Here is a 17,839-nt window from a genome sequence, read left to right as displayed (position 1 = left end):
GTTGATGTTAACTCTATTTGGCGATTCATGACGTCAGCGGTGGACCCAACGACGCTGGGAAGTTATTTAAAATTCTGTTAACGTGATGCCTTGGCGAGTTTACGTTTTGCGTTTCATGAGGAAGCCAAAAGCCCGCCAGGTCCGGTAGTGCCAGAATAGGTTTCGACATGCCCGCCGTCCAGTATCCCTTTATCGATATAGCAGTGCATGAACGGGTGCGTGAAGGTTTCGGGCGCGGTGAGGCCATGGCGCTGTTTTCGCTCGACCTTCAAAATGTTCTCTGGGCCAATGGGCGTGGCGCGGCGCTGTTCGGCACGCCGATGGTTTACGATTTTCTGGAGCAAGGCCCCAAACGCCAGGATGTCACCTTCCGGCAATTGGCGGCCACGGCGGCCCGGCTTTCGAAAGCCGGCGATGGCCTGCCGTTTACCATTCGCATCACTTCGGGTTTCCGCAGCCTTGCCGTCACCGCCCGCGCGGAAATCATTGAGGCGGAGCCCGGCCATCCGGCCATCCTGTTTTCCGCTCTCACCGATCAGGCCGCGCCCGATGTCGCCGAATGCGCCCGGCGCATGATCGAAGGGTTTGACGATCCGGATATTCATATGGCGGTTCTGAACGGCGACAATGAGATCATTGCCGCCTCGTCAGGCTTTTCGTCGCTCGGCATCACGCCGCACACTGCCCGCACGCTCGTCAATATGGCCGCGGGTCAGCCCGGTCATCTCGTCAAACGCCCGGTGCCAACAGGCAAGGGTTATCTGCCCGCCGCCACCGGTCAGATCACGACATCGCCCGAACTGAACCTGATGTTCGTTGTCGAAACCGCGCTCGGGACGCTCGACCCCGTCAACGGTTATACCGAGGACAAGGGGTTTGCCGAAGACAGGCCGCAGGAAATCCCGGCCGCCGCCGAGCCAGTCCTGCCGGTGGCGGAGACGGCGCCTGTTGTCACGGCAACCGCCTCTTTCGATTCCGTGCTCGATGCCGTTGCCGGTATCGAGGATGTGGAAGAGGTGCAGGAACTGCCATCCGATTCCGAAGAGGACGTGGCAGCCGAACCGGGTGAGGACAATGTTCCGCCCATGCCGGAGAGCCTTGCGGACGTAGCGGCGGAGCTTCCCGTGCGGGATGCGGATGCCGCCGCTGATATGGCGATGACCGACGACATTGCCGATCTCTTCGAGCTCGACGCCGATGAAGTCGCGGCCCCCTCGATCGAGCGGACAGTCGCGGAAAGCGATGCCGAAGTGGCTCCTGCTACCGAAAGCGCGGTTACCGACGAAGAAATTGCGGAGACCCCGGCGGGAGAAGCGGATTCGGCAGCAGAAGAGGACAAGGCGGCCCCGGTAAACGTGGACACTGCCGAAGAAGCGCGGCCTTTCGTCTTCAATGCCGGTGCACGCGCCTCCCGCTTCGTCTGGAAAATCGATGCCGAAGGGCGTTTCAGCTCGATTTCGCACGAATTTGCTGAAGCCGTGGGCGCCAAGGCGGCCGCCGTGGAAGGCATGGGCTTTGCCGATGTCGCAGCCCTCTTCAATCTCGATCCTGACGGCAAGATCCGCGAGCTTCTCGGCCGGCGCGACACCTGGTCGGGCAAGACGATCTACTGGCCGGTGGAAGGCACCTCGCTGATGGTGCCGATCGATCTCGCGGCCCTGCCAACTTACACGCGTGCACGCGAATTTGACGGTTTCCGTGGTTTCGGCATCGTGCGTCTCGCCGATGCCACCGAAGACCCGCATGCCACGGGGCTGACCTTCCTGCATGGCAAAGAGGCTGATCCGGCAGAGATTTTGCCGCAGCCGGCAGTCGAAGATGAAAGCCATGAATTGCTGGCCTTTATCGATGAAGACGAGGAGACGGACGACGAACCTCACTCGGTGCTGGCTGATGAACCGGTTGCAGACGTCGATGTCACAGACGAGCTGTTTGCGGAAGAACAGCTCAATGACGAGATCTCGCCGGAACTCGAATCGCCAGTGGCCGCGCCCGAGACCTCCAATTCCGACAAGGTCGTCCATCTGGAGGAGCGCCGCTCGCGCTCCCGCGAGGGGCTGACCGCAGGCGAGCAGGCCGCCTTCCGTGAGATCGGCCGGGCGCTCGCGCCATCGGAGACGGCATCGGAGGAAAACCACGAGGCGGATGCGGAAGGGATTTCGGCCAAGCCAGTCGTTCAGGATATCCAGCAAGACATCGCTGCGGAGACCACCGAAAGCGCCTCCTCCGAAATGGGCGACGACGCAGAGACAACGGAACCGGCAGAAGAAGACGATCTCTTTGCCGATTATGTTCATGGTGAACAGCCTGCGCTCGTTCGAACGCCCACCGCAGACATCGCTTCTGAAGACAAACAGGTGGCCACCACCGACGAGCAGCCGGTTGCCGACGTTGCAGCCTCCATGGTGAGCCCGCCAGTGCGCGCCGCCAGTGCGCTGACGGCCGAGACGCTGGATCAGATGCCGGTGGCGCTTCTGGTTCATGCCGGTGACAGGCTGATCCACGCCAATCCCGATTTCCTGCGGCTGACGGGCTACACTTCTTTGGCCGAGCTGGAAGAGGTCGGCGGGCTGGAAGCACTGCTGCAGCGGCAGGAACTGGAGAACATGCCTGACAATGAGGGCGGCATGGTTGTCGTCAGCGCCGAAAATGACATCATTCCGGTCAAGGCGCGACTGCAGTCCATCCGCTGGGAAGAGACTAAGGCGCTGATGCTGTCGCTGGTTCCGCTGGAAGAAAAGCCGGCGGCGGTGACGGCGGCCAATGAAAACACCGCGGAAAATGCGGAGGCAGGCAGCCTCTCCCTGTTGCAGGGCGAAATGGAAGAGCTGCATTCCATTCTGGAAACCGCCACCGATGGCGTGGTGCTTCTGGGCGATGAGGGAGAAATCCGCTCGCTCAACCGGTCCGCCAGTGCATTGTTCAATTATGACAATGGCGAAATCGCTGGCAAGCCGTTCGTGACGCTCTTTGCACATGAGAGCCAGCGCGCCGTACTGGATTATCTTTCCGGACTTGCCAATAATGGTGTCGCCAGCGTGCTGAACGATGGCCGCGAGGTGATCGGACGTGAGGCATCCGGTGGTTTTCTGCCGCTTTTCATGACCATTGGGCGGCTCAAATCCTCGCATGGCTATTGCGCCGTCATCCGCGATATTACCCAGTGGAAGCGCACGGAAGAAGAGTTGCGCAACGCCAAGCGGGCGGCAGAAACCGCCAATGCGCACAAGACGGACTTCCTCGCGCGCGTCAGCCATGAAATCCGCACGCCGCTTAACGCCATCATCGGTTTCTCCGACATGATGGCGACCGAACGTTTCGGGCCGATCGGCAATCCGCGTTATGTGGAATATGCCAATGATATTGGCCGTTCGGGCCGGCATGTGCTCGACATCGTCAATGATCTCCTCGATATTTCCAAGATCGAGGCCGGGCAGATGGATGTCGATTTCATCGCCGTGCCTTTGAACGAGACGGTGGCCGAAGCGGTGTCGCTGGTGCAGCCGCAGGCCAACAACCAGCGCGTCATCATCCGCACGGCGCTGGCGCAATCCGTGCCGCAGATCGTCGCCGACCTGCGCTCGATCAAGCAGATCGTGCTGAACATCCTGTCAAACGCCATCCGCTTCACACCATCCGGCGGGCAGATCGTCGTTTCGACCGCCTATGAGGCGAATGGCAGCGTGTCGCTGCGTATTCGCGACACCGGTATCGGCATGACGCGGGCGGAACTGGAGCAAGCCATGAAGCCGTTCCGGCAGGTGGCATCATCCGGCAAGCGCGTGCGCGGTGACGGCACCGGGCTTGGCCTGCCGCTGACGAAAGCCATGGTCGACGCCAACCGCGCGAATTTCTCGATTACATCGACGCCGAATGAAGGCACGCTGGTGGAAATCACCTTTCCATCGCAGCGGGTTCTTGCCAACTGAGGGCATGCGGGCGTAGCAATGCGGAAGCCGCTGGCTGAAGGATCACTCGGCCAAGGCTTTTGCAAAACAGCAGGCCCACATGCCAATGACCATTTCCCCAGCAGCGACAAGACGCGTATCGATATTGCCCATCGCGGCGGTCATTATCGCAGCCATTGCAGCCATGCCCATTCTGGCAATCTTCTGGCTGGCGCTGACCGGCAGCACGGAAGGGTGGCAGCATCTTCTTGCCAATGTTCTGCCACGCGCCGGGTTTCGTACCTTCATGTTGCTGGGGCTAACAGCCGCGACGACGGCCTTCTTCGGAATAGTCTGCGCCTGGCTTGTCACCACCTTCGAATTTCCGCTGCGGCGGCTATTGTCTGCCGCGCTTGTCCTGCCGCTCGCCATTCCGTCCTATCTGGCGGCCTATGCGTTCGGCGAGTTTCTCGACTTTACCGGCCCGGTGCAAAGCGCCCTTCGGGCAGCCTTCGGTTACCACAGCATTCGGGATTACTGGTTTCCGGATATCCGCTCGCTCGGCGGTGCGGTGATCGTCCTGAGTTCGGTGCTCTATCCTTACGTCTATCTCTCGGCCCGCGCCGCCTTTTCGATGCAGGGGCGGTTTGCGGCCGAAGCGGCCCGCACGCTCGGCGCAAGACCGCTGAGTGTTTTCTTTTCCGTGCAATTGCCGATGGCGCGGCCGGCGATCGCCATAGGACTATCACTCGTCTTGATGGAGACGCTGAACGATATTGGCGCGGTCGAATATCTCGGCGTCCAGACACTTACCTTCACCATCTACGAGACCTGGCTCAATCGCGGCAATCTCGCCAATGCGACCCAGATCGCCGCCGTCATTCTGATCATTGTCGGTGCGCTGATCATCATCGAACGCAATGCCCGGGAAAAACAGCGCTTCGGCGCACCCAAGGCGACAAGCATGGCCCAGCGCCATCGGCTGAAGGCGCTTGCCGGCTGGCGGCGCTGGTGCGCGAGCCTGTTCTGCTTCCTGCCGGTGGTGAGCGGTTTCTTCATTCCCGTCATCGTGCTGGGCGGTTACGCTGCAAAAAGACTGGATGCACTGTTTCAACCCAAGCTCCTGAAAGCACTCGGGCACAGCCTCGAAGTCTCGCTGACCGCTGCCTTCGTGACACTGATTGCCGCTTTCGTGTTTTCTTATGCCATCCGCACGGAGCGCTCGCGCATCTCAAAAGTGGCGGCGCGTTTCGGCTCCATGGGTTATGGCGTGCCGGGCACCGTGCTTGCCATCGGCGTACTCATTCCGCTGGCAAGTCTCGACAATGGCGTTGACGGGTTCATCCGTTCTCATTTCGGCTTTTCCAGCGGGCTGCTGCTGTCAGGCACGGCGTTTGCCATCATCTATGCCCATGCGGTGCGTTTCATGACCATGGCGGAAGGCACGCTCGATGCGGGGTTCCAGAAGCTCTCGCCGCACATCGACATGGCCTCGCGCACACTTGGGCGCAACCGGGCGCAGACGCTGTTCAAAGTGCTGTTGCCGAATATGCGGCCAGCGGCGTTGACTGCCTTCCTTCTGGTCCTGATCGAATCCATGAAGGAACTTCCGGCCACCATCCTGTTGCGACCTTTTGGTTTCAATACGCTGGCCACGCTGGTTTATGAAGATGCATCCCGTTCCCGGGTGCAGGATGCCGCCGTGCCGGCGATCATCATTATTATTGCCGGGCTTATCCCGGTCCTCCTCGTTTCGAGATCGATGGATCATCCGGAAACTCGGTGACCCAAACATAATCTTGGCAAAAAGAAAGGCGGCCTTACGACCGCCTTGGATAAGTTGTGCTTTTCAACGAGAGAAAGGGGACAATCTCGCTCTATGGAAATTATCAATCCCGGCCATCAACAGATATGACGGCCCTGCGTTGGATTTACTTTCCGCCAACCCGTATTAACAAGCGGTTAAAACCAAAATAGAGCAATTACCGACGATAATTCCTATTCTGAGACCGTAGAGCCGCAAAACTACACTGTGAGCCTTTGAATTTCAGAATGATCCATTATCAAAGCGCACACGCTGGATGGGTCTTTGGATCAATTGCGCGCGGCAGCATGTTCATCGCGCATCCGCTGCAGCTCCGTGCGCTTGGAAGCGATTGACGCGACGATGACGCCGATAGTCACGAGCCCGATCAGGATGGTGCAGATGGCATTGATTTCCGGCGTCACACCCAAACGAACCTGCGAATAGATCTTGATCGGCAGCGTCGTCGCACCGGGGCCGGTGGCGAAGCTGGCGATGACAAGATCGTCGAGCGATAGGGTGAAGGCTAGCATCCAGCCGGCGATGACGGCGGGGAAGATCAAAGGCAGGGTGATGCGAAAGAAGGTCTTGACCGGCGGACAACCGAGATCGAGTGCGGCTTCCTCAAGGCTCCTGTCGAAGGTCAGCAGCCGCGACTGCACGACGATCGCCACATAACACATGGTGAAGGTGGTGTGGGCGATGACGACAGTCCAGAAACCGCGATCCACCCCGACAGCCACAAAAAGCAGCAGCAGCGACAGGCCGGTGATCACCTCCGGCATAACGAGCGGCGCATAGATCATGCCGGAAAAAAGCACTCTACCCGGGAACCGGGCAAAGCGGGTGAGAGACAGCGCTGCCAGCGTTCCAAGGATGGTGCCGATGGTGGCGCTGAGGATACCCACGCGCAGCGTCACCCAGGCCGCATCCATCAGGCTCTGGTTCGACCACATGGATTTGTACCATTGCAGCGAGAAGCCGCCCCAGACTGTCACCAGCTTGGAGGCATTGAAGGAATAGATGATCAGGATGATGATCGGGATATAGAGGAAGGCAAAACCGAGGGTGAGGACGGTGATGTCGAATTTTCCGCGCTTCATGGCGTCACCCCACCTTCTTCTGCTGGTTCTGGAAGATGGCGATGGGCACCACCAGCAGGATCAGCAGGAGCACGGCGACGGCGGAGGCCAAAGGCCAGTCGCGGTTGCCGAAGAATTCCGTCCACAGCGTCTTGCCGATCATCAGCGTCTGTGCGCCGCCGAGCAGATCGGGAATAACGAATTCGCCCGTGATCGGAATGAAGCAGATCATCGAGCCAGCCACAACACCTGGCAGCGACAATGGGAAGGTGATCTTCCAAAAGGCTTTCCAGGGCGGGCAACCGAGATCGGCCGCGGCTTCCAGCAGCGTATTGTCCAGCTTTTCCAGCGCCGAATAAAGCGGCAGCACCATGAAGGGCAGATAGGAATAAACGATGCCGATGAAGATCGCCGTCTCGGTGCGGAAAATATTGACCTGCTGATCCGGCCCAAGGAAACCGAGCCACTGGAACAGCACCGTCAGCAAGCCCTCCGGCTTTAGAATGCCGATCCAGGCGTAGACGCGGATCAGGAACGACGTCCAGAACGGCAGGATCACCAGCATGACAAGTGTCGGGCGCACCGAAGATGGCGCGCGCGCCATGGCCAGCGCCATGGGATAACCGATCAACAGCAGCAGAAGAGTGGAGATAAAGGCGATGCGCAAAGACGACAGATAGGCTTCGATATAAAGCGGGTCTTCGGTGAGGAAGAGATAATTCTCGAAATCCAGCTGCGAGAAAAATTCGCCGAGCTTCGAAAATCCTTCGAAGACAGGCGTATAGGGCGGCATGGAGATCGCCGTATCCGACAGCGAGATTTTAAAGATGATGAAAAAGGGCGCGGCGAAGAACAGCAGCAGCCAGAAATAGGGAACCGCAACAACCAGCCAACGCCAGGGGCTTTGCCGGTTTTCGGGAGTGGTGATTGCCATCGAAGCCTCCCTCAGCGTGTCAGGACAAGTCCTGAATCCGGTTTCCAGTTCAGCCACACCATATCCCCGAAGGTGATGGGACGGTCGACGAGACGCGACACGTTCGCCTGCGCGGCGCGAATGACGCGGCCATCCGCAAGCTTGACGATAAAGACCGAGAAGTCACCGAGATAACCAATATCCCAGACCTCGCCATAGGCGGAGTTGACAGTGCTGTCGGCCGGCTGATCGAGCGAAATGCGAACCTTTTCCGGGCGGATGGCGAAAGCCACCTGGCTGCCGGTGGCCGCCGCGCATTCCTGCTCCACAGACACCTTCAACCCGTCGCAATCGAGCGTCACCAGACCGGGCTTTCCAATATCGGAAGCATTGGCAACGACATTGGCGTCGAAAATATTGATATCGCCAATGAAGTCCGCCACGTAGCGGCTGTTCGGGGCTTCATAGATTTCGGCCGGCGTGGCCACCTGCACGACATTGCCCTTGTCCATGACGGCAATGCGGTCCGATACCGTCATCGCCTCTTCCTGGTCATGGGTGACGATGAGGAAGGTGAGACCGAGATTGGTCTGGATATCCATCAGTTCGAACTGGGTTTCCTCGCGCAGCTTCTTGTCGAGCGCGCCGAGCGGTTCATCCAGCAGAAGCACTTTCGGCCGCTTGGCGAGTGACCTGGCAAGCGCGACGCGCTGGCGCTGGCCACCGGAAAGCTGGCTCGGCTTGCGCCTGGCAAATTCGGTGAGCTTGACGAGGCGCAACATTTCCTCGACGCGGGCAGCGATATCCGCCTTGGGCAGGCCGTCCTGCTCCAGACCGAAAGCGACGTTCTTTTCCACCGACATGTGCGGGAAAAGCGCATAGGACTGGAACATCATATTGGTCGGGCGCTTGTAGGGCGGCACGCCGGAAATATCCTTGCCCTGCAGCAGGATACGGCCCTCGGTCGGCTCCTCGAAACCGGCAAGCATGCGCATCAGCGTGGTCTTGCCGCAGCCTGACGGACCAAGCAGCGAGAAGAATTCGCGCTCGTAAATATCAAGCGTCAGATTGTTGACGGCGACAAAATCGCCAAAACGTTTGGTGACATTTTCAAAGCGGATGAAGGGCACCGCGTCGGGATTATCCCAAGGGCTGAATTTGCGTTTGACCGGTCCGAGTGTCTTTGCCATGCCCGCCCCATTTCACCCAAGATTTCATCGACGACCTGAAGGACAAAGAGGGTGGACGGCGCCACCCTCTGCCAAGTCCGGTTAGCTGCCGGTCTTGATCTGCGTCCAGACGCGGTTCAAGACGCGCTGTTCCTTTGGCCCGTAGGGGGAAATCGTGAAGAGCTTCTTCATCGTGTCCGGGCTCGGATAAACAGACGGGTTCTTGGCGACGGCCGGATCCATCAGCGCCTGCGAGGCGAGGTTGCCGTTGGCATATTGCACATAGTCGGAGGCTTTGGCGGCGACTTCAGGTTTCATCATGTAGTTGATGAAGGCATGAGCCTCGTCGACATTCTTGGCGTCTGCCGGAATGGCGAAGCTGTCCATCCAGATATAGGTGCCTTCCTTCGGGATGACGTAATTCACCTCGACGCCATTCTTGGCTTCTTCGGCGCGGGTTTTCGCCTGAAGAATATCGCCGGACCAGCCGATGGAAATGCAGATGTCACCATTGGCGAGGTCATTGATATAGGGGGATGAATTGAAGGTCTTCACATTGGGACGGATCTTCGAATAGACCTCGCCGCCCGCTTCCAGATCGGCCGTCTCCTTACTGTCGGGATTCTTGCCGATGTAATTCATCGCAATCGCGAAAGTCTCGTCGGAGGCGTCGAGAATGTTGATGCCGCAGGCCTTCAGCTTCTCGGCATTTTCCGGCTTGAAGAGCACGTCCCAGCTATCGACAGGCACATCGCCAAGCGCCGCCTTCACCTTGGCGACGTTGTAGCCGATGCCGGTGGTGCCCCACATGTAATTGACGGCATATTCGTTACCGGGATCGTATTGCGCCAGACGTTGCGTGATTTCCGGCCACATGTTCTTGAGGTTCGGCAGCTTGGACTTGTCCAGCTTCTGATAGACGCCGGCCTTGATCTGTCTTGCAAGGAAGGGCGACGTGGGCGCCACGACATCATAACCCGAACTGCCTGCCAGAAGTTTGGTCTCCAGCACTTCGTTGCCGTCATAGACGTCGTAAACCACCTTGATTCCAGTTTCCTTGGTGAAATCCTCAAGGATGACGGGATCGATGTAATCCGACCAGTTATAAACGTGGACGACCTTTTCCTGGGCCATTGCCGAGCCCGCTGCAACGAGCATGGTGGTGAGAGCCAAGGTCAGACGGAGAGAACGGTTTTTCATGATGTCTCCTGTTAACGCATCCCCACAACGGGAGCGTGATCCCCTTTTTTGGGAGAGACTAGAAAGGAAAACAAAAGGGAGCAAGCGGGAAATGTGCAGCACAGCATTTTCAACCAAATGTGTTTCACAAGCGAAAAATTGCGTGGAAAAGCTTACTGGAAGTCGAAAACACTGAGGCCGGTGACCATTTCATCCAACCCGAGCGGGCGCGTGAGCGGCGCTTCGGCCCGCGACAGACAGCCCTGCCTTTCGCACAGCCGGCATGAGGGACCGATGGCAACCGGTGGTGCGCCGGACGCAGCAGGGCCATAGACGGTGTCCCCGGCCTGAGCGAGATCGCAACCCAGAAGCATTGCGGTACGGCGCACTCTTTCGCCGAAGCCAGCCTGCGGACCTTCCAGCGTGCGCGACACCGTGAGGAATGCATCCCCATCAGGCATCTCAACCGCTTCCACCAGCACCTGCCCCGGCTGGGCGAAGGCAGCATGGATATTGAGTCGCGGACAGAGGCCGCCGAATCGTGCCCTCGGGAAGCCACCGGCACCTGCGAGACGAAAACGGTTGCCGGCATTGTCGATCTCCATCAGGAAAAACGGGATTGCTAGAGCCGAGGGCCGTTGCAGGGTGACCAAACGGCTGGCGGCCTGCTCGAATGACACGTTAAAGCGAGACCGCAGGACATCAACATCGTATTTTGCCCGCAACGCGGCGGCGAGAAACGAACCATAGGGCATCATCAGCGCATGGGCGGCATAGCGCGCCAATTCGAAACGGGCGATGCGCCGCGCCTCCTCTCCCGTAAGGCCGAGCACATCCAGTTCCGCGCCTATCTCCTCGCGAAGGGCAAGAAGACAGGTCTCCATGGCCATTTCCCGCAACTGATCCGCCTGCGACAGGCGCTCAGAGAGGAACAGCCGCATGGAATGGCGATCATAACGCCGCCTCAGATTTGGCATGGCATGGACCGGCAGGGTTCTGACAACGATGCCGTGGTTCTTCTGAAGCCATGCTCTCAATCCCGAAGCGAGATCGTCCCCCGCCGCCAATTGTTTGTTCAGCTCTTCCGCCGCCGCGTCGATCATATGGAAATAGGCCGGACGGTTTTCGAAGACGTGCCGCACCTCGTCGATCGGCAGGCGCGTAGAAGACAGTGCCGTCTCATGTCCCTCCCGCGCCAGAAGATCGGAGAGATCCGAAAGGCGCTGCGCCTGCTCCCGGTAAGCACGATAGAGCTTGAGGACGCCGCTTGCCGCATTCGGCGCGGCATCGGCCACCTCGATCAATTCCTGTGGCGATGGCACCTCGCCCGCCAGCAATGGATCGGCGAAGACCTCCCGCAATTGCCCGGCCGAACCGGCGCTTTCGCCTTGCAGATCGTCCAGATCGACCTTGTAGACAGAGGCAAGCTTCAAAAGCAGTTGCACGGTGAGCGGCCGCTGGTTGCGTTCGATGAGGTTAAGGTAAGACGGCGAAATCGCCAACGCCTCAGCCATGGCCGTCTGCGTCAATGCAAGACCATTGCGAATACGGCGTACGCGCGGACCTGCAAAAATCTTGTTTTCCGACACTGCGCCGCCCCTCCAACCTCGTGAACTCATACAAACTTATTACAAACTCGCCAGATCAAGCTCTTTTACAAAATTTACAATTTTACAGCACCACCCTGTCACGCATCCTACAGCATAACCTCTTTCAAGTCACTGTTTTTATGTTTGTTCTGGCGCTCAAATCTCAGAAAATGTAAATGTAGTCACATCAAACGGCGGCATACACAACGCACAGTCGCCCGTTCTTGAAACTGTATTATCTTGGGAGAGAGAAGCATGACGGATTTTTACAAGCTTGTTCCGGGCGCACCGCAGGGACGTTTTGACGGCATCGAGCGTACCTATACCGCCGCCGATGTGGAGCGGCTGCGCGGCTCCGTCGAAATCCGCCATTCGCTGGCCGAGATGGGCGCGAACCGGCTGTGGAAGCTGATCAACGAGGAGAATTTTATCAATGCGCTCGGTGCGCTCTCCGGCAACCAGGCCATGCAGATGGTTCGTGCCGGGCTGAAGGCGATCTATCTCTCGGGCTGGCAGGTTGCGGCAGATGCCAATACGGCGTCGGCGATGTATCCGGACCAGTCGCTTTATCCGGCCAATGCGGCACCGGAGCTGGCGAAGCGCATTAACCGCACCCTGCAGCGTGCCGACCAGATCGAGACGGCGGAGGGCAAGGGCCTTTCAGTCGACACCTGGTTCGCGCCGATCGTTGCCGATGCGGAGGCCGGCTTCGGCGGACCACTCAACGCCTTCGAGATCATGAAGGCCTTCATCGAGGCGGGAGCTGCCGGTGTTCACTATGAAGACCAGCTGGCATCGGAAAAGAAATGCGGCCATCTCGGCGGCAAGGTTCTGATCCCGACGGCGGCGCATATTCGCAACCTCACAGCGGCGCGGCTTGCGGCTGACGTCATGGGCGTGCCGACGCTGGTGATCGCCCGCACGGATGCGGAGGCTGCCAAGCTTCTGACCTCCGATATAGATGAGCGCGACCGTCCCTTCGTGGATTACGATGCCGGCCGCAGCGTTGAGGGCTTTTATCAGGTCAAGAACGGTTTGGAGCCCTGCATTGCCCGCGCTGTCGCCTATGCGCCCTATTGCGATCTTATCTGGTGCGAGACATCCAAGCCGGATCTTGAGCAGGCGCGCCGGTTCGCCGAGGGCGTGCACAAGGAGCATCCCGGCAAGAAGCTTGCTTACAATTGCTCGCCGTCGTTCAACTGGAAAAAGCACCTCGACGACGCGACGATTGCCAAGTTCCAGCGTGAGCTGGGTGCTATGGGCTACAAGTTCCAGTTCATCACGCTCGCTGGCTTCCACCAGCTCAACTACGGCATGTTCGAACTTGCGCGCGGTTACAAGGATCGGCAGATGGCGGCTTATTCCGAGCTTCAGCAAGCGGAATTTGCAGCCGAGGCGAATGGTTACACCGCCACCAAGCACCAGCGCGAAGTCGGCACCGGCTATTTCGACGCCGTGTCCCTGGCGATATCAGGCGGCACGTCTTCGACCACCGCGATGAAGGAATCGACCGAGCACGATCAGTTCCGCCCGGCGGCGGAATAAATCGAGAAACCCGCCCTTCCCCATCGCGGGAAGGGCTTGCAAACCCGATCAAGAACCCCGACCAATAAAGAGAGGAGAAATGCCATGAATGCCCACAATCCCATCAAGACTCACGTCAAGGAACGCGCTGAGGAACAATCCTCCGCCATGACGCAGGATCAGCAGGCTGCCATCCGCATGCTGGCCAATGACCTGCACCGCCTTAACCAGGCCGTCATGAAAGCCGTCGAGGCCGGTGTTTCCGTCGAGCTGGTCCGCTCCGCCCGCCACCACGGCGGCGGCGGCAACTGGGGCGATCTGCTGATCCCCGTCATCGTCGCGCAGGGAAATGCTGCTGCCTGAATTGCAGTCATTCTATCATGCCGGGCGGCTCTTGCGCCCGGCATAAAGATCGGAATGCCCCTTGATGAGACGGGTCATCCGATCCGCCACCGTCCTGATATCACGGCGGTGGCGATCGTCATTGTTCATAACGATCCACTGATTGTGGCGAAGCGGTTCGATCTCACCGCCTTCCCGAGCAAGCCGCGCATCCGCGTCGCCCACAAAACAGGGAAGCACGGCGACCCCTGCCCCTGATAATACCAGATCAAGCAGCGCCGTTGGCCTGCTAACCGTCACCACGATCTCATTGCCACTGTTTTCATGCGGCCAGCGCAGATAGGCCGAAATGGCGTTTTCCTCTCCCACCGCGATCCAGCGGTCAGCAACGTAGGCGGCGGCATTGCGCAGCCTATAAGGCGCATAGGCGACCTCCCCCGTCCTGACGGCGGCGAGGTTCCTTTCCTGCGGCTCGAAAGCGCGGATGCCGATGTCGTTTTCGCGATGCGCCAGAGACGCTCTTTGTTCGGCGATGAAAAGATCGATGCGGAAATCGTCGCGATCCGTGCAGATGGCGGAAAAATTCCCGGTCAGCAGCCAGGCATTCCAGGTACCGACGGCGATACGCACGACGGAAGAGGCTGATGACGCCTTCTGCCAACCCTCGATTTCCTTGGCTGCATTTTCCATCGCCTGAAGACGGTCGAACAAGGCGCGGCCATCCGCGGTCAGGGCATATCCCGTCTGGCTGCGCTGGAACAGGGCCTTACCAATGCGCTCCTCCAATTCGATCATGCGCCGCCCGACGGTTGCCGGGCTCAAACCCGTCAGCGCAGCGGCACCCGTCAGACCGCCGCTGCGTGACACATCGAGGAAAAGCTGATAGGAATCCCAGGTGACGTTTTTCATGGATGAAAAACGTAGCGCATCTTCTTGCGCAGATAAATCAAAAAACGGCGTGCATCATGGCCCTCCGCATTACAAGGAGAGTGACATGCACGCGATTTTTGCAGCTCGGGCCATCATCGAAAACCAGCAACCGCGCACCCGACGCGAGGCCATTCTACAGGAAGAGAAATTTTATACTGACATGGCACAGGCATCACGCCCGTCACGGCTTTTTAGCGCGCTTCTCGGTTTGATAAAGGCAAAACGCCGCCGATCAGTAAAAGAGAGCGATCAGTGTCGCGACAGCGCCTGCGGCGATGACGGTCAGCCGAAAGGCCAGCTGCCGGCTCTCGTTGTCAGTGCGGGCGATGGCAATGGCGCGAGGGCGATGTGCAGATCTGTTCATGCGCGGGCTCCAGACGAAAAACTCAACCGACCCATGCCCTGTTAAGGGCTTCCAGCGTGACATCATGTACAGCCCGGCGACCATATTGTCCGGCTCTGCTGGCATTTGATCAGGATGACTCCGTGCCCGTTAACACAATATTAAAATGGGCGCGGACCGGCGACAAAGTCTGCCAACCAAAATGAGTTTGGTGAACGGCTTACTTCCGCACTTCGTCATTCCGGACCTGATCCACGGCTGCCCTTTTGAATTTCCGTGTCTGCTCAAGGCGGAAGAGAGAAGACTTCAACGGCTCGAGGGCATCTCAGGCGAATTCGCCTGCCGCCTGTCCGGAGGCCCAGGCCCACTGGAAATTGTAACCGCCGAGCCACCCGGTCACATCAACACATTCACCGATGAAATAGAGGCCGGGCACGGATTTTGCCGCCATGCTGCGGGAATCGAGGCCGGTCGTGTCCACGCCGCCAAGCGTGACTTCCGCCGTGCGGTAGCCTTCGGAACCGGCGGGCTTGATATGCCAGTCCTGCACCTGCGCCGCCAGCTTTGCGAGAACCTTGTCGGACATATCGGCGAGATTGCCGGTGACGCCGGATTGTTCGACGACGTGCTGGGCAAGCCGCTTCGGCAGGATTTCAGAAAGGGCCGTCTGGGCCGACTGGCGGCCGTTCTTCTGTTTTGCTTGCCGCAGCATCGCGACGATATCGCGCGCCGGCTCCAGTTTCAGGCGGATCGTATCACCTTCCCTCCAGTAGGAGGAAATCTGCAGGATGGACGGGCCGCTCAAACCGCGATGGGTGAACAGCAACGCTTCCTCAAACGAGGTCTTGCCATGCAAGACCTCGGCCGGAACCGCGACGCCGGCAAGTGGGCTTAGCCTTTCAAGTGCCGCAGGATCGAGCGTCAGCGGCACGAGGCCCGGACGCGGCTCTACAAGTTTGAGACCGAATTGCTCGGCCATCTGGTAAGCGAAACCGGTCGCGCCCATTTTCGGGATCGACTTTCCGCCCGTCGCGATGACAAGGCTTTCCGCTTCGATGAGGCCGCCTGAGGTCGTCACGCGAAAACGGCCACCATCATGGGTGACAGCCGAGACTGCCGTTTCGAGCCGCAGCTTCGCATTCACCGCCTGCATTTCGGCAAGCAGCATGCGGATGATGTCCTTGGCGCTGTCATCGCAAAACAGCTGGCCGAGCGTCTTTTCGTGCCAGGCGATGCGGTGTTTCTCCACGAGGGCAATGAAATCGCGCGGCGTATAACGGGCGAGCGCGGATTTTGCGAAATGCGGGTTGGTGGAGAGATAATTCTTCGGACCGGCGTGAATATTGGTGAAGTTGCAGCGGCCGCCGCCGGAAATGCGGATCTTTTCACCCGGCGCTTTGGCATGATCGAGAATGACGACGGACCGGCCGCGTTTTCCGGCGCGGATGGCGCACATCATGCCCGCGGCGCCCGCCCCCAAAATCAGCACGTCACATTTCTCTGTCATCATTCCATCCGATCCGTTTCCTTTCCTCTTTTCCAAGTGGTGCCGCTTGTCAATGGCGCTTTCCCCCTCGCCAATTGCCAAACTACGGTTATGATGGCGCCACCAGAAACACAGACCCGGTGATACATGCCCGCCAAAAAAACCATGCTCCGCCCGAAGAAACAGGCAACCATGGCAAAGAAGTCCCCTCCGCTCGATCTGTCCTCCACCCGTGGTGTTTCCACCTGGCGCGAAGCCGCGCAATGGCTGAGGGCGCGCGGGATCGAAGACATAGAATGCATCACGCCCGACCTTGCGGGTGTTCCGCGCGGCAAGATGATGCCGACAGCGAAATTCACCGGCGATACCTCGCTCGCTTTGCCATCGGCACTCTATCGCCACACGATATCAGGCGAATATCCCGATGAGACGGCGAATTTCCGCTATGAGCCGCGCGACAGCGACCTGAAGCTGGTGCCTGATCTTTCGACGCTCTCCGTCGTGCCCTGGGAAACGGACCCCACCGCGCAGGTGATCTGCGACGTGGTGGATGCGGAAGGCAATTTCGTGCCCTACACGCCGCGCAACGTTTTGAAGAACGTGCTTTCGCTCTACACCGAAAAGGGCTGGAAGCCGGTCGTGGCGCCGGAGATCGAATTTTACCTCGTCGCCATGAATGACGACCCTGACTATCCGCTGCATCCGCCGAAGGGCCGATCCGGTCGGTCGATCGTTGGCGGTCAGAGCTATTCCATCGCCGGTATCAACGAATTCGACGAGCTGATCGACGACATCTACCATTTCTCAGAAAAGCAGGGCCTTGAGATCGATACGCTGATCCACGAGGAAGGTCCGGCGCAGCTGGAAATCAACCTGCGTCATGGCGATCCGATCGAGCTTGCCGACCAGGTGTTCCTGTTCAAGCGCACTATTCGCGAAGCGGCGCTGAAGCATGGCATCTACGCCACTTTCATGGCCAAGCCGATGCAGGGCCAGCCGGGTTCGGCCATGCATATCCATCAGTCGGTGGTGGACATCGACAGCGGCCGCAATATCTTCTCCAATGCCGATGGTAGTCCTTCGAAAGAGTTCTTCTCCTTCGTCGGCGGCATGCAGCGTTACGTGCCGAATGCTCTTGTCATGCTGGCGCCCTATGTCAATTCCTACCGCCGCCTGACGCCAGACATGGCCTGCCCGGTCAACAATGCCTGGGGTTACGATAACCGCACGACCGCCTTCCGCGTGCCGATTTCCGGCCCGCAGGCGCGGCGTGTCGAAAACCGCCTGCCGAGCTCGGATGCCAACCCCTATCTAGCGCTTGCCGCTTCGCTCGGCTGCGGCTGGCTCGGCATCGTCAACAATATCGAACCGACCGAACCCACCGCCGATACGGCCAATGAAGGTTCCATCGAACTGCCGCGCGGTCTCCTTGAGGCCGTGGCGCTGCTGGAAGGCGAGGAGCAGTTTGACCGGGTGTTCGGCCATGAATTCGTGGGCCTTTATGCTGGCCTGAAACGCGGGGAATTCGAGACCTTCATGCAGGTCATCAGCCCCTGGGAGCGCGAGTTCCTGCTTCTCAACGTGTGAGGAA

The 17,839-nt window shown here is 59.1% G+C and carries 13 protein-coding genes; 6 read left to right on the top strand and 7 right to left on the bottom strand.

Features of this window, described 5'->3' with window-relative positions:
* Positions 1 to 167 precede the first annotated feature (167 nt).
* Together ACFVTJ_RS06065 and ACFVTJ_RS06060 are read left to right on the top strand one after the other, a co-directional pair.
* Positions 168 to 3,929: an ATP-binding protein gene (locus ACFVTJ_RS06065; RefSeq protein ID WP_386905540.1), complete on the top strand. Its 3,762-nt coding sequence runs from the start codon at positions 168 to 170 to the stop codon at positions 3,927 to 3,929.
* A 79-nt stretch (positions 3,930 to 4,008) separates the two neighbouring features.
* Positions 4,009 to 5,673: an ABC transporter permease gene (locus ACFVTJ_RS06060; RefSeq protein ID WP_386905538.1), complete on the top strand. Its 1,665-nt coding sequence runs from the start codon at positions 4,009 to 4,011 to the stop codon at positions 5,671 to 5,673.
* A gap of 308 nt (positions 5,674 to 5,981) precedes the next feature.
* On the opposite strand, the gene ACFVTJ_RS06055 is transcribed toward ACFVTJ_RS06060, so the two are convergent.
* The 5 genes from ACFVTJ_RS06055 to ACFVTJ_RS06035 all read right to left on the bottom strand — a co-directional run bounded on the left by ACFVTJ_RS06055 (position 5,982) and on the right by ACFVTJ_RS06035 (position 11,623).
* Positions 5,982 to 6,794 carry an ABC transporter permease gene (locus tag ACFVTJ_RS06055; RefSeq protein ID WP_063949749.1) on the bottom strand — a complete coding sequence of 271 codons (813 nt, stop codon included), beginning with the start codon at positions 6,792 to 6,794 and terminating at the stop codon, positions 5,982 to 5,984.
* Between the two features lie 4 nt (positions 6,795 to 6,798).
* Positions 6,799 to 7,707, bottom strand: coding sequence for an ABC transporter permease subunit (locus ACFVTJ_RS06050; RefSeq protein ID WP_386905536.1), 909 nt, complete (start codon positions 7,705 to 7,707; stop codon positions 6,799 to 6,801).
* Positions 7,708 to 7,718: 11 nt separating this feature from the next.
* Positions 7,719 to 8,876, bottom strand: a complete 1,158-nt coding sequence (locus tag ACFVTJ_RS06045; protein WP_386905534.1) for an ABC transporter ATP-binding protein — start codon at positions 8,874 to 8,876, stop codon at positions 7,719 to 7,721.
* A gap of 81 nt (positions 8,877 to 8,957) precedes the next feature.
* Positions 8,958 to 10,055, bottom strand: coding sequence for a polyamine ABC transporter substrate-binding protein (locus ACFVTJ_RS06040; RefSeq protein ID WP_386905532.1), 1,098 nt, complete (start codon positions 10,053 to 10,055; stop codon positions 8,958 to 8,960).
* A gap of 152 nt (positions 10,056 to 10,207) precedes the next feature.
* Positions 10,208 to 11,623 carry a short-chain fatty acyl-CoA regulator family protein gene (locus tag ACFVTJ_RS06035; RefSeq protein ID WP_386905530.1) on the bottom strand — a complete coding sequence of 472 codons (1,416 nt, stop codon included), beginning with the start codon at positions 11,621 to 11,623 and terminating at the stop codon, positions 10,208 to 10,210.
* A 255-nt stretch (positions 11,624 to 11,878) separates the two neighbouring features.
* On the opposite strand from ACFVTJ_RS06035, the gene aceA reads away from it, so the two are divergent.
* Both aceA and ACFVTJ_RS06025 read left to right on the top strand, forming a co-directional pair.
* Positions 11,879 to 13,168 carry an isocitrate lyase gene (gene aceA / locus ACFVTJ_RS06030; protein ID WP_386905528.1) on the top strand — a complete coding sequence of 430 codons (1,290 nt, stop codon included), beginning with the start codon at positions 11,879 to 11,881 and terminating at the stop codon, positions 13,166 to 13,168.
* A gap of 84 nt (positions 13,169 to 13,252) precedes the next feature.
* Positions 13,253 to 13,510, top strand: a complete 258-nt coding sequence (locus tag ACFVTJ_RS06025) for a hypothetical protein (RefSeq protein ID WP_386905526.1) — start codon at positions 13,253 to 13,255, stop codon at positions 13,508 to 13,510.
* A gap of 15 nt (positions 13,511 to 13,525) precedes the next feature.
* Here the strand turns inward: ACFVTJ_RS06025 and ACFVTJ_RS06020 are convergent, their stop codons facing one another.
* On the bottom strand, positions 13,526 to 14,398 hold the full coding sequence (locus tag ACFVTJ_RS06020) for a LysR family transcriptional regulator (protein ID WP_386905524.1): 873 nt from the start codon (positions 14,396 to 14,398) through the stop codon (positions 13,526 to 13,528).
* A gap of 85 nt (positions 14,399 to 14,483) precedes the next feature.
* On the opposite strand from ACFVTJ_RS06020, the gene ACFVTJ_RS06015 reads away from it, so the two are divergent.
* On the top strand, positions 14,484 to 14,828 hold the full coding sequence (locus tag ACFVTJ_RS06015; protein ID WP_386906871.1) for a hypothetical protein: 345 nt from the start codon (positions 14,484 to 14,486) through the stop codon (positions 14,826 to 14,828).
* A gap of 259 nt (positions 14,829 to 15,087) precedes the next feature.
* Here the strand turns inward: ACFVTJ_RS06015 and ACFVTJ_RS06010 are convergent, their stop codons facing one another.
* Positions 15,088 to 16,272, bottom strand: a complete 1,185-nt coding sequence (locus tag ACFVTJ_RS06010; protein WP_386905522.1) for an NAD(P)/FAD-dependent oxidoreductase — start codon at positions 16,270 to 16,272, stop codon at positions 15,088 to 15,090.
* A gap of 123 nt (positions 16,273 to 16,395) precedes the next feature.
* On the opposite strand from ACFVTJ_RS06010, the gene ACFVTJ_RS06005 reads away from it, so the two are divergent.
* Positions 16,396 to 17,835 (top strand): glutamine synthetase family protein, encoded by a 1,440-nt coding sequence (locus tag ACFVTJ_RS06005; RefSeq protein WP_386905520.1) that lies wholly within the window; start codon positions 16,396 to 16,398, stop codon positions 17,833 to 17,835.
* Positions 17,836 to 17,839: the final 4 nt, after the last annotated feature.

This window comes from Agrobacterium sp. NPDC058088, from assembly GCF_042885035.1.
GTDB lineage: Bacteria > Pseudomonadota > Alphaproteobacteria > Rhizobiales > Rhizobiaceae > Agrobacterium.
The sequence above is the reverse complement of the archived record's forward strand: the minus strand, read 5'-3'. Positions and strand labels throughout refer to the sequence as shown.

Bases quoted from the DNA above. Each gene is read 5' to 3' on its own strand.
- ACFVTJ_RS06065 (WP_386905540.1), top strand. From the start codon at position 168: ATGCCCGCCGTCCAGTATCCCTTTATCGATATAGCAGTGCATGAACGG.
- ACFVTJ_RS06060 (WP_386905538.1), top strand. From the start codon at position 4,009: ATGCCAATGACCATTTCCCCAGCAGCGACAAGACGCGTATCGATATTG.
- ACFVTJ_RS06055 (WP_063949749.1), bottom strand. From the start codon at position 6,794: ATGAAGCGCGGAAAATTCGACATCACCGTCCTCACCCTCGGTTTTGCC.
- ACFVTJ_RS06050 (WP_386905536.1), bottom strand. From the start codon at position 7,707: ATGGCAATCACCACTCCCGAAAACCGGCAAAGCCCCTGGCGTTGGCTG.
- ACFVTJ_RS06045 (WP_386905534.1), bottom strand. From the start codon at position 8,876: ATGGCAAAGACACTCGGACCGGTCAAACGCAAATTCAGCCCTTGGGAT.
- ACFVTJ_RS06040 (WP_386905532.1), bottom strand. From the start codon at position 10,055: ATGAAAAACCGTTCTCTCCGTCTGACCTTGGCTCTCACCACCATGCTC.
- aceA (WP_386905528.1), top strand. From the start codon at position 11,879: ATGACGGATTTTTACAAGCTTGTTCCGGGCGCACCGCAGGGACGTTTT.
- ACFVTJ_RS06025 (WP_386905526.1), top strand. From the start codon at position 13,253: ATGAATGCCCACAATCCCATCAAGACTCACGTCAAGGAACGCGCTGAG.
- ACFVTJ_RS06020 (WP_386905524.1), bottom strand. From the start codon at position 14,398: ATGAAAAACGTCACCTGGGATTCCTATCAGCTTTTCCTCGATGTGTCA.
- ACFVTJ_RS06015 (WP_386906871.1), top strand. From the start codon at position 14,484: ATGCACGCGATTTTTGCAGCTCGGGCCATCATCGAAAACCAGCAACCG.
- ACFVTJ_RS06010 (WP_386905522.1), bottom strand. From the start codon at position 16,272: ATGATGACAGAGAAATGTGACGTGCTGATTTTGGGGGCGGGCGCCGCG.
- ACFVTJ_RS06005 (WP_386905520.1), top strand. From the start codon at position 16,396: ATGCCCGCCAAAAAAACCATGCTCCGCCCGAAGAAACAGGCAACCATG.